Origin of the sequence: Streptomyces sp. NPDC002209, assembly GCF_042890265.1 — a bacterium.
GTDB lineage: Bacteria > Actinomycetota > Actinomycetes > Streptomycetales > Streptomycetaceae > Streptomyces.
In genome coordinates, this window is sequence record NZ_JBIARX010000021.1 from 17,991 (window position 1) to 29,788 (window position 11,798).

Sequence of the window (11,798 nt, forward strand, 5' to 3'; positions counted from 1 at the left end):
GCCCTGGGTGGGCTTCTGGACCGGACGCCGCCGGAGCAGTCGTGCTCCGCGCCGACGGGGCCGCCCGCCCGGCCGATGTCCGAGACCGGTGTCGATCCCGGCAACGACCGGGCCCCTGCACCTGTCCGTGCCCCCGTCCGCGCGCCGGTGAGGTGACCGGGCGCGCCGGACCCGGCCGGCTAGCGGCGCCAGAACCGCCAGGACCGGCGCTGTGCCGGCGCGGGCGCAGGAGCGGCCTCGGGCTGAACCGGCTCCCTGGGGGCCTGCGAAGCGGCCGCCGGAGGAGCCGCCTGCCGGCGGGGCTTGAATGCGACGGGCAGGCTGGTCAGCCGGCGGGACATCCACGTGCCCACCACCTGCAGCTGGTCATCGGGGATGGACAGGGTCGCATCCGGGACGCGCTCCAGCAGCATGTCGATGCCGGTCTCGGCGATGGCCCGGCCCAGGTCCTGGCCCGGGCACTCGTGGGCGCCGGCGCCGAAGGACAGGTGTGAGCGGTTGCCGTGAACGGGCTTGTCGGGGTCGCTGCGGATCACCGGATCGACGTTCCCGGCGGCCAAGCCGAGCATCACCATGTCACCCGCGGCGATCTGGGTGCCGCCGACCTCGACGTCGCATGTCGCCCAGCGGGTCGGGACGACGGCGAGCGGGGGGTGGTCCCACAGGACCTGCTCCAGCGCGTCCGGCAGCGTCATCTGGCCGCCGGAGAGGTTGCCGCGGAAACGGGAGTCGGTCAGGACCATCCGCAGTGTGTTCGCGATCAGGTTGGCCGTGGGCTCCAGCGCACCGACCAGGATGAGCCGCAGGTGCTGGCGGACCTCCTCATCGGTCAGGCCCTGCGGATGGGCCAGCAGCCGGCTGGCCAGGTCGTCGCCGGGTTGCAGTTTCCGGCTCTCCACCAGGTCGTGCACGGTCTCGACCACCAGCTGGTTGCCGGCCAGAGCGGCCTCGCCACCACTGATCATGTCGGAAACGGCCGCTCCCACCGACAGGGCGGCGGACTCGGGTATGCCCAGCTGGTGGGCGACCACGAACGCGGGCAGTTTCCGCGCGAAGTCGGCGACGAGGTCGGCCTTGCCTTCCCCGGCGAAACCGTCGATGAGGCGTACCGCGTACCGGGTGATGTAGCGGCGCAGGCGATGCCGGTTCACCCCGGCCAGGCTCTCCGTCACCGCTTCCCGCAGACGGGAGTGCTCGGTCCCGTCGGTGAGCGCCACCAGCGGCTGCCACGCCGTGATGGGCTGCAGGGGCGAGTCAGGGGCGAGAGTTCCGTTCCGGATCGCGTGCCAGTTGCGGGAGTCGGAGGAGAAGTTCCTGGAGCGCATCACCTCGAGGTTCTCCCGGTGCCCCAGTACCAGCCAGGCGGGCACGTCTCCGTACAGGCGTACGGGAGCCACCTCGCCGTGCTCGGCTCGGAGCTGTTCGTACAGTGCGTACGGCTGTGCTTCCGCCTCGGCGCCGTAGAGCCGGCGCACGCCGTCAGGGGCCGCGGCGTGCATGGGGCAGCCACGAGCGGCAGCGGCCGAGGCGGTGGTCGTATCGGGGGATTGCATGGTCGCGTTGCCTCCGGGCAGGGGCGGGGCTCTGGAAGGCTTGGGGTGAGCCCCCACTGAGAGTGACGAGGAGTCAGCGACGTGCAGCATACCGTCGAGTGGCGTCCCACCGGAGCGCAGGTCTCCGCCTCAACCAGGACAAGCGGTTGCGCACTTGGCCGACAATGATCTTGCGTAGAAGGCCTTGGTGCTGATTCGCGGAGCCGCTGGGCTCTCGGGCGTACGGCAGGGGGATCCTGGTCCGCGTAGCCCCGGCAGGAAGGACCACTTGGCATGTCGTCAGTATCCGAAGAGCAGTCCGTCACATCCCTCACGTCCGTTCCGTGTGCACCAGGAGCCATGCCCCTCCTCGGTCACGCTCTGGCCTTGTGGAGAGACCCGCTCGGCTTCCTCTCCTCACTGCGAGGCCACGGGGAGCTCGTGCGGGTCAACCTGGGAACCATGCCGATGTACGTGGTGACCACACCCGAGCTGGTGCACGAGGTCACTGTCCGGCAGGTGAACAGCTTTGAGAAGGGCCGCTTCTTCGACAGGCTGAGGCCGCTGGCCGGCAACGGCCTCGCCAACTCCGACGGCGAGTTCCACCGCACACACCGCCGCATGATCCAGCCGATGTTCACCCGTGACCGCATCGCCGGCTACTCCGAGATCATGAGCAGCAGTGCCATGGCACTCGCCGAGTCCTGGAAGCCCGGCGATGTCATCGACCTGGAGCCGGCCATGGCGGGCTACGCCGTGGAGACCCTGTCCCGGACGCTGTTCTCCTCCGAGATCGGCCTTCCGGCCGTCAACGCGGTCCGGGAGCACCTGCCCGTGCTGCTCACGAACCTCCTGGTCCGCGCGGCCTCCCCGAAGATCCTCGACCGGCTCCCCATACGTGCCAACAGGGAATTCGACCGTGCGGCCGCCGAACTCCGCGCGGTCATCGACGAGGTGGTGACCCGCGCACGTGCGGCAGATCCAACGGGCCGCGACGACCTGCTGTCGCTGCTGCTGACGGCCCAGGACCCCGACAGCGGTACGCGGCTGTCGGACCAGGAGGCGCGGGACGAGCTGGCCACGATTCTCTTCGCGGGGGCGGAGACCACCGCCGCCACCCTCGCCTGGACCTTCCACGAACTCGCCTCCCGACCCGACGTCGAAGAGGAGGTCATTGCCGAGATCCGCGAGGTCGTCCGCGGCGGCCCCGTCACCGCATTGCACGTGCCCCGGCTGGAGGCCCTGCGCCGCGTCATCGACGAGGTGATCCGGCTGCACGGCGTCACGCTTTTGATGAGGCGGACGACCGAGCCGGTGACCCTGGCGGGAGTCGCCCTGCCGCGCGGTACCGAGGTGGCCTTCAGCCTGTACGCGCTGCACCGCGATCCCGGCCTTTACGAGAACCCCGACCGGTTCGACCCAGACCGCTGGCTTCCCGAACGGCAGGCCGCCGGACCGGGCCGCCGCGCCTACATCCCGTTCGGGGCGGGCAACCGCAAGTGCATCGGCGACCTGTTCGTATGGACAGAGGCGACGATCGCCATCGCGACGATCCTGGACCGCTGGAAGCTGGTCCCGGCCGCCGGGCACACGCCGCGGGAGGTCGCCTCAGCCGTGGCACACGCCGACTCCATTCCCATGACTGTGGTAACCCGCGAGTGACGTGCCGACAACCGTCTCCCATCGAGCTTGCGGCCGGCGGGACCCTGCTGTCCGGTCAGCCCCGCATACCGGAGAGGCCGAGCGGCTGACCCGCTCGCAGGGGCCGGCCGGCCGGCACCACGTCCCACCACCACGACACCGCGTCAATCCCCAAGGGCTCAGGGCTGTCGTCCGTCGGTCTCCTGGCGAAAGCCGTGGGGAGATCGGCGGGGTCGTCCGGGGTGGTGTACCGGACCGATGTGACGCCCCAGTCCAGAGACCCGCGGACGAAGCTCCGCAGGCCGGCCGTGTACTGCCGCATCTGCGGACTGCCCACCGCGGAAAGGTGGTCGGTGAGGCGCATGAAGGCGCCCAGTACACGGTCACGCTGGGCGATGGCCCGGGCCATCGCCTCCTGCGGGCCGAGCCCATCCTCCTCCAGGACCCGCAGAACGTTCAGGTAGTAGCCGTCCCCTGATCGCTCCTTGTGGTCGGAGAGAATGTCGTTGTCCCACGTGATCACGAACGACGCCATCTCCTCGGCGGCCCGGACGGACTTGTCGTCGCGCTCGCTGAACGGCAGCTCATATCCGTGCCCCATCTCCAGCAGCGGGAAGATGACCGTCGTCGCACCGTCGTAAAGCCGCATCAGGGTGTAGTCCGACAGGGCCGGGACCGTGTTCGCACGGCGATGGGACGCCTCCCATACGACGGACAGGGCGTACTCGCGCAAGTTGGCCACCCAGCGGGCGGCCTGACTATCCGTCCCGTACTTGTCCACCCGGGCCCGCAGGTCCCGCAGCCCGCTTGCCAGCGGATCGTCGAGTAGCAGAGGAGCCTCGGGATTCTGTGCCACCCGCAGCAGCCGATGCATCGTTCCTGCAAGGTCTCCTGGACGCTGGCCGAGAAGGCCTTCCTCACAGTAGCCGTCGTCGACGCCGAACAGCCACATCACGAAATCCGCGACGACCCTGACCACTTCCTCGCGCCCATGCGGCAGTATCCGGGCCGCGAAAACGCCGATCTCGTGCCGCACCAGCCTGCGGCGCAGGTCGACGGACCCTATCTCGAACGTCTCCGCCCAGTCGGCGGTCTGTGCGTTGATTTCTGCGTGACAGGGGTGGATGGCAGGCGGTATGGGGGAGAACAAGGGCGGGACGGCAATCACGAGTGGGGGCTCCTCTGTCGCGGGCGACGAAGGCTTGCGCCGCGTGGCACAGGCTTCACACCCGTTTCTGCACCTCGACTCGCGATCATGCGGCATGAGCATGGCTCGATCCAGTGGGGCGATCCGAGCAAATGCACCAAGCAGGCTCATGCTTCCGCTTGAATGCGCGACCCCCGGGTCAGGCCGACGGGGGAGTGGGGCCGCTTTGCCCCTCTGGCGCATGATTGACCGCAATCGCCAGCAGGATCGTTCGCAGCGCACCGGCACCGCCGTACGCCCGCGCCGCGGACACGGCGCGTTTGCGGTCCGACGGCTCGTCCCGCCAGACGGCATTCAGGAAATCCTCAGTGAGGGCGTAGAGCATCTCCATGTCCTCACAGCCCGCGAGTTGCCGATGGATGCGCTTCTCAAGCTCCTTCCGGTCCTCGGGTGTCAGGGCGGTGCCCGCGGTCACCTTCGCGTACGCGTTGCGGGCGGATGGAGCCGCGTTCTCGACGATGTCCTGTGCCATCAGGAACGTCACGTGCTCTTCGCCGTCCTCACCCCAATTGCGGGCAACCTCGCCCATCAGCATGTCCACCATGCGGTGCTCCCGCAGAGCGGCACAGCCGATGATGTCGTCAGCGATCGAGCGTAGTCTCAGGCGGTCCGCGGAGCTCAGCGTCACGGGGCGAGTAAACCTCTCTGTGTACGCAGTGCAGGCCGGTCGGCCTGCGGCTGCATCAGGGCCTGACGTTCAAGCTGCGCTAGGCCGTCGGAGACCGGCGTGCCTCCAGCAGCACGTCACGACCGAGCTCCACGCGGTACATGTGATCTCTGCCGAGCAGCTCGGACAGGCCCTTGGGGACAGCGTGATGCTTGACGGAGTCAACCGTGGCCCCGAGATCGTCAAGCAGCGCGTCGATGACAGCCGCGGTCTGAACTGGTGTTCCGCCCCAGCGGTGCCAGGCCAGCTGTTCGGAAGAGCTACAGGGGGCGGGATAGACACGGCCGCGGGTGGTCGTGATCCAGGCGGTGTGGTACAGGGTCACGGAGGCGAGCGCTTCCCCGTCGGCAGGGAGAGACAAAGGGGCGTAGAACCGCCAAGTGGGATTGCCGTCTGCGCCGTCCGGGCTGCGCAGGACGGGCATGCCGGTCAGCGGGTCGGTGAAACGGGCGTCGACCGGTGAGCCGTCCATCACAAGAAGGGCGTGAAGCGGCGTCGGCTCGGCTTTCGCGAGGCGACGGGTCCACTTCTCGATCACGGTGCCACGGCGATCAGGCACCTCCGTGAAGGCTCCGAGCGGGGGGTGGTTCAACTCCTGGCAAATGGCGTTTTCCAGGGCCGTGGTTGCGTCCTGGTGCTCTTGGACGGGGTCCGAGGCGACCCTGTGGTCTGCCGCGAGCGGCGTGCTGCCTATGTTCTCTCGCACGCAGAAGTCGTCATCCATTTCTTGCCCTTCGTCGCTACACAAGGTCCAGTCTTCCATGCAGGGTTGCCGAGGAGCCGGGTGGCGCCTTCCATGGCTCCCGGGGGTGGGATGCGAAGAACGCATCGGGGAAAGCAGGCGCTAGACAGGGTCTGCTGCGGTCGGCGGGTCGGACTGCTGTGGGCCTGTCGGCGCGGGGTGGTTCACGGCCTGCTGTTCATGCATGCGCCGCGTGCTCTCCACCGCAGCCGCCCGCCAGGCCTGCCGCTGCGCGGCACGGGCCGTTTCCCGCCCGGCGTGCTCGGCGTACGCGTCGGCCAGCATCGTGTCCCAACGGGATGCCGCCCTGAGCCGATCGGCCTGAGCGGCGTACTCCGCCGCCATCTCGGCCCGCAGGCCGGCCACGGCCCGTTCGATCACCTCGGCCTCGGCCTGGGCATGGCACTTCCAGCACAGGCCGTCCTCGGGCCGGGTGCCCTTCCCGGTCGCCTCACACGGCCGGCCCCTGTCGTCCGTGCCCTCGCACTCCCACCACACCGCGGCGGGCGCAGCCGCCCGGGGGCCGGGAACGCCCCCCTGCCGTCGGGAGGCCCGGCGCCCAGCCCGGCGTTCCTCGCACTTGGGGCAGACGTCCTGTGGGCCCAGGTGGATCCGGGCGCCGTCCTCGCACATAGGGTCCGGGCAGTCCGTGGACGGCCGGACCAGGCCGACCGCCACGCCGACCGCGGAGCAGATCCCCTTGCCTCCGCGGGCCGCGTCCATGGCGTAGCCGTGGTTCCACCACCGGCGCCGCACCCGGTCTGCCAGCTGCTCGGCGGTCCGGCCGCCGTCCAAGGCGGCGAGGATGGTGTCCCGGAGCACGGCCGGGCGGTGCTTCGGCAGCAGCAGGGCCAGGGCCTCGGGCCAGGCAGACTCCACCTCGGCCACCGAGGCGGCCTGCTCGGCCGACATACGGGTGCGGCCGGTCCTCGTGCCCTTCGCCGACCGAGCCCCCGGGGTCGGCGCGCCAGCGCCGCAGGACGCGGCTGAGCCGCCCGCGCTCGCCCGCGCGCTACTACCCGCACCAGCCCTACGGGCGTCACCAGCGGCTCGCGCCGCAGGCGCTTGATCGTCTTCTGTTGTCTTCTGGCTGACAGTCTTCTTAATGACTCCTGCGTTCCCCGACACCCGGGAATCACGGGAGTCGGGAGCGACCTGGTCAATTGAATCGTTCTCGCAGGTCAGCCCCGACTCCCGGGAATCCGGGAGTCGGGGAACGGTGATGTTGAGTTTGCCCGCAGGCTTCCCCGCCGCCAGCTTCGCCCGGCGCTTGGCGGCCGCGGCCACGGCCTTGGGCGTCGGCTCGATCAGCTGCACCTGCCGGACATCGGGCTCACGCTCGACCGACTCCAGCAGCGCCGCCACCTCCGCGTCCGTGGCCGGGGTGTCGTACACCACCACCTCGGTGGACCATGCGTTGCCTTTCCAGGCCATGATGCGGATCTTGACGACGTACCGGGACACCTGGAGCTGTCCCATGGCGCCCGCGAGCCCGTCACGGCCGTAGCCGTACTTCCGGGCGATCGTCGCCAGCTGGATGTCCCACCCGTCCTGGTGCCGGATCAGAACCGCCAGCAGTCCCAGGGCCTCGAGGTCCATGGCCACCGCGTCGTCGATGGTGTCGTTGGGGACTGCCGCAAACCGTGCCGGCCGTCCGCTGCGCTTCTTCACTGGCTCACCCCGGCTCGGGTGGCCGCGCTGGTGTGGCCTGGGAGAGCGGGCAAGGCGAAGTGGATGGATGTGCTGAAGTCCGTGCGCTGCACGAGGGCATTCCCCCTTAGGGCGAACGCGTGGGGATGCACCAAGCGCGGGCACGGCGCAGCGCGGCCGCTCCGGAATTGCGGATGTCGGCCTCGCGTCGTACCCGGGGCAGAGCCGACGCGGTTGCGCACGCCGGCTGGAGCATCCACAGCGAGTGGGTTTGGGTTCATCGCTGGTGGAGCAATGACTCGGGCGAGAGTCGGCGGCCGTTCCTTCTGCAAAAGGAGAGCGGCCGCAGATATGTCAGAGGAGAGGCTGGTGTTGCGGGCCGGCCTCTCGGGCGGTGTGGAGACCGCCGCCCCGGTCAGGGGGCCTTGGACGGTGCGGCAGCAGTGCCACACCCCGTACGCTGGCCATGAGCGCACCTCTCCGTCGTTGGTCCAGGTGTGCGTCCGTCGGCCCGGGCGGCCACCCGGAAGACGGACCGACAGGCCCGTTTTGGGCCTGTTTGGTTTTCGGGGGAAGGGTGTCCCCCTCGCTCTATCCGATCACAGGCACCGTATCGACCGCTGCGCAGGGTCGACCAACCCATCCTGCTTCATCTCAGGGGTTGGTGAGGGTGCGTCAGTCGCGGCCGAAGGAGGGTGGATCAAGTGGACTCGGTGAATCGGCCGGATCACTTCATTGCGTGGGAGTCGACCCGTGACGATGATGCGCGCCCAGGAAGTCACCACTGGGGCTGCTGCAAAGGCCGCAGGTTGGCCGCCCGCGCGTCCGCGCAGCCGCACCAGCCGCCTCTTCGGCCGGGCTCATGCTGACTGAGACGAGGACAGTGCCGATGTCTCAGCCGACCTGAACCAGTACTGGCAACTGCGTTCCTACGGGCTACCTTCACTGCGACAGGACGTTGTCCGAAAGGTCGCCGGGTACCTTGGTTCAGCGGCAGAGTTCCATGATGGACTCGTCGAAGCCGGGGAACTCCCGTATGGCCTGCTCGACAATGGCAGCTGCCGGCGCATTGCGGTCTGGTGCGAATTGTTCGGCGATGGCCGCCAGCGCACGATTGGGGTGCGGGCCCCAGCCGGGCTCGCGCTCGTACGACGTGGCTGCTTCCCATGGGCCGAACCCTTCGGCCAGCAGCCACAGGAAGGCGCCTAGGCCCCGGGCGGCAACGCCAGTCTCCCCTTCTGAGCCGAGGAAGATGATCGGGTGCTCGTCCAGCGCTTGGTCCGCCGCCTTCCCCCGCGACAAGTCCCTCCGCTATCTGGGGTAGCGGCGACGGAGTCGTGCGAAATCACTGATCAGGACGCTGCAGAGGCGTCCGAAAGGTGGCAGAGGTTCACTCTCTGCCCAGGGCACTGGTTCTTGGCGCTAAGTCGATGTCGTGTTCGAGTAGTGCAGCCGTAGGATCACGCCATGACTGCCGATGCCCCGCTCACCCGAGAGTCGTTCCGGCGCCTCCATCCGATCAGCACGCCCTGTCCGGTGTCTCTGCTGCCGGATCGTGTCTGGACTGACGAGGACTGGGACCGGATCCAGCGCGGATATCGAGCCCGGGACATGGATGAGAAGTGGAACGTCTTCGTCGAAGGCGATGTCCTTTTCATGCACCGGAGTTGGACCGGTTATGGCGTCTATGAGGCGTCCTTTGCCCCCGTGATTGGTGGTGGGAGGAGGATCGCCTCTGCTGTCGTGGAGACTGATGTGGAGCGCTATCGGAGAACGGGCGACGAATACGACAGTCTGATGATGGAACTGATCGTCAGTTCGATCATCCTCGGTGAGCCCGCCGCCGACCTCCGGGCCGGTCTCGTGGAGTTGACTGCCCGGGCTTCGGGGAAAAGTGATCTTCCCGCGGGCGTGGTGGAGCACAGTGTTCTGGGATTGCGCTCGGGATCGTAGGCTCCGCAGCCCGGCGAGTGTTCACAGCCCCGGGCCGTTCGACTGGATCACGCGTTGCAAGCGCAGGATCTCGCCGTGTGCGGCGGCCAGTCGCTGTTCGAGTTCTTGGACGCGCTCGCGGTGAGTAGTGCGCTCACGACGAAGAGCTTCGGTAAGGGTATGGACAACCGTGCCGTCGTCGACTGAGAGCGCCTGAGGGGCAGGCCGGTCTGCGGCCCGTTGCTGGCCGCGCAGGGTCTCGATGCGTTTCCGCAGGTCGGCGTGGGCATAGAGGAAGTCCAGCCTGACGCCGGCCGCGCGGGCGACGGCCCGGAAGTTGATCTCCTCGCCCTCCTTGATCAGCCTTCAGATGCCCGTCTCCGCCCGTTGGACGGCCTGCTGGTGCTTGTCCTGGGCGGCCTGCCGCAGGGCGGCGATCCGCCGGTCAGCGGGAGCTGCGGGTTTGGGGGCCGTTTCGCTCAGCCGCTCGCGCCATTCGAGGAGAGCGACCGTATGTTGGCGTCATGGTGGATGAGGGAGAGCAGCAGCTTTTCGTGAACCGGTGGGGCGAATCGTCCGGCGCAGAGTCGGCTGGACGCGAGTCCTGCCGCTGCTTCGACCAGCGCAAGCCGCACCCGCGCGCTCGCGTCGGGTTCCACACCGAGCTTCAGGACACCTCGGCTCCGGGCTGGCAGCACCTACTTGAGCTCATCGACGAGGCGGCCGCCGACGGCCGGGAAGAGTTCCGTCCCCTTGTTGAGCTCAGCCCCGAGGAACGGCGGCAGGTCATCACTCTGCCGCCGGCCATCGGCAAGCTGACGGCGGTCAAGCACCTCGTGCTCTACGGCAGCAACCTCGTCCGACTCCCATCCGCAATCGGGGCGATGAGCAGCCTGGAGGAGTTCACCCCTTACACCTCCTACAGGCTGCACTGGTTTCCCTATGAAATCACCAGATGCCCCCGGCTCATGAGGAGCACGGTCAGCACGCGTTCTCTGTTCGGAAATTACAAGCTGCGGGCACCGTTCCCCCGGCTTGCGCCCGCCCGCAGCTCGGTCGCAGATCTCGACACAACAGACTTGGACGCACGCCGCTGGGGCATTACAGCCGTCTCATCATGCAGCGTCTGCGACCAACCAATAGAGCAAGGCGGGCTCCACCCGGCCTGGATCTCCTTGCGCGTGGCCACGGACGTCCTGCCCCTCCTGGTCAACGCATGCTCTCCGCAATGCGTGGCCTCTCTTCCCCAGGCGCCTGAGGACTACATCCAATCCGCGCATACGGGCGGCCGGGTCAGCCAACCCGCAGCTGACTGGGACTGAACAACAAGCACCTAATCGCACACGCAGGCGACATCAAATCTCATTGACTTGGATCTTCGATCTGCCGCCGCTGAGCCATCCGACGCAATCGGCAAACGCCTCCCGAAAAGGAGGACATAGCCATCGCGCCTTCGACCGCACCCGCGGCTTCGCCGATGCCTCGATTGCGGTCCGCACCGCACGAGCCTGGGCACGAGCGCGAGGGCCAGTAGTGAGGGCAGAAGCACCCGCCGGCCAGCGTCCTGAATTCGGCGGGCCGCCCGCTCTACCGCTGCGGCGAGGTTCGTAGCCGGCAATGTAGGGGTGCAGGATGCAGGTGCGGTAGCTGTTCTCGGGTCCAAGCACCGGGTGGCGGTTGACCAGCGAAGCCATGGCGAGACCGCGGGCCCGACGTGATCGCGAAGTCACACTGGAGTACTAGCCGACTTTGTGGGGGATCCCTCGGCATGGGAAGGCGTGTCGACTGCGAAGACCGTGTCGCACCGGTCGCGGACGTAGTCGTTGTGGGTGGCGATGACGACGGCACATCCAGCGTCACTCATCTCGCGGAGGATATCGACGACCATCGTGGTGTTGCCCTGGTCGAGGGCGCCAGTCGGTTCGTCGGCGAGCACGAGGGCAGGTTGCTTGACCATGAGCCGGGCCAGGGCCACGCGCTGCTGCTCGCCACCGCTGAGGTGGTGAATCTTCTCCTTCGCCCGCCCGGCGAGGCCGACACGCTCGAGGGCTTCGGTGATGGTGACGTGCCCGAGCCCGCCGCGCTGGGTCGATCGGCGGGGCTTGACGATCTCCAGATTGGCGGTGACCGTGGCGTTCTCGATCAGGGCGTAGTTCTGGAAGAGGTAGCCGAGGATGTCGCGGCGGAACCGTCGGGTTCCGCGCATGTTGAGTTTGGTGATGTCCTTCCCCCCATGTCGGATCGCCCCGGCAGTGGGTGAGTCCAGAAGGCCGAGGCAGTTGAGAAGGGTGGACTTGCCCGATCCGCTGGGTCCGACAAGGGCGAGCAACTCGCCCTTGCTGATGGTGAGATTGATGTCGGACCATAGCGTTCGAGGGCCAAAAGACTTCGACAGGTTTTCTATTTCGATCACTGCGGTGCTCCTGC

General features: G+C 68.1%; 10 protein-coding genes. 3 read left to right on the forward strand and 7 right to left on the reverse strand.

Annotated features, from left to right (window positions below):
- Positions 1-179 precede the first annotated feature (179 nt).
- Positions 180-1,553 (reverse strand): cytochrome P450, encoded by a 1,374-nt coding sequence (locus ACFYXK_RS29180; protein WP_389413821.1) that lies wholly within the window; start codon positions 1,551-1,553, stop codon positions 180-182.
- 339 nt (positions 1,554-1,892) lie between these two features.
- Here ACFYXK_RS29180 and ACFYXK_RS29185 point away from each other — a divergent pair, with 339 nt between their 5' ends.
- Complete coding sequence (locus ACFYXK_RS29185) at positions 1,893-3,194, forward strand: cytochrome P450 (protein WP_389413822.1); 1,302 nt, start codon at positions 1,893-1,895, stop codon at positions 3,192-3,194.
- A gap of 55 nt (positions 3,195-3,249) precedes the next feature.
- On the opposite strand, the gene ACFYXK_RS29190 is transcribed toward ACFYXK_RS29185, so the two are convergent.
- From ACFYXK_RS29190 to ACFYXK_RS29210, 5 genes are all read right to left on the reverse strand, one after another.
- Positions 3,250-4,338, reverse strand: coding sequence for a selina-4(15),7(11)-diene synthase (locus ACFYXK_RS29190; RefSeq protein ID WP_389413889.1), 1,089 nt, complete (start codon positions 4,336-4,338; stop codon positions 3,250-3,252).
- Between the two features lie 181 nt (positions 4,339-4,519).
- Complete coding sequence (locus tag ACFYXK_RS29195) at positions 4,520-5,008, reverse strand: hypothetical protein (RefSeq protein ID WP_389413823.1); 489 nt, start codon at positions 5,006-5,008, stop codon at positions 4,520-4,522.
- A 79-nt stretch (positions 5,009-5,087) separates the two neighbouring features.
- On the reverse strand, positions 5,088-5,771 hold the full coding sequence (locus ACFYXK_RS29200) for a hypothetical protein (RefSeq protein ID WP_389413824.1): 684 nt from the start codon (positions 5,769-5,771) through the stop codon (positions 5,088-5,090).
- 120 nt (positions 5,772-5,891) lie between these two features.
- The gene (locus ACFYXK_RS29205; protein ID WP_389413825.1) at positions 5,892-7,460 is read right to left on the reverse strand and encodes a hypothetical protein; all 1,569 of its coding nucleotides are present in this window, start codon (positions 7,458-7,460) and stop codon (positions 5,892-5,894) included.
- A gap of 966 nt (positions 7,461-8,426) precedes the next feature.
- Entirely contained in the window at positions 8,427-8,741 is a 315-nt protein-coding gene (locus ACFYXK_RS29210; RefSeq protein ID WP_389413826.1) for a hypothetical protein, read from the reverse strand.
- 165 nt (positions 8,742-8,906) lie between these two features.
- Here ACFYXK_RS29210 and ACFYXK_RS29215 point away from each other — a divergent pair, with 165 nt between their 5' ends.
- On the forward strand, positions 8,907-9,392 hold the full coding sequence (locus ACFYXK_RS29215; protein ID WP_389413827.1) for a hypothetical protein: 486 nt from the start codon (positions 8,907-8,909) through the stop codon (positions 9,390-9,392).
- Between the two features lie 503 nt (positions 9,393-9,895).
- Complete coding sequence (locus tag ACFYXK_RS29220; protein ID WP_389413828.1) at positions 9,896-10,693, forward strand: leucine-rich repeat domain-containing protein; 798 nt, start codon at positions 9,896-9,898, stop codon at positions 10,691-10,693.
- 404 nt (positions 10,694-11,097) lie between these two features.
- Here ACFYXK_RS29220 and ACFYXK_RS29225 read toward each other — a convergent pair whose 3' ends face one another.
- Positions 11,098-11,784 (reverse strand): ABC transporter ATP-binding protein, encoded by a 687-nt coding sequence (locus ACFYXK_RS29225; RefSeq protein WP_389413829.1) that lies wholly within the window; start codon positions 11,782-11,784, stop codon positions 11,098-11,100.
- Between the last annotated feature and the right edge of the window lie 14 nt (positions 11,785-11,798).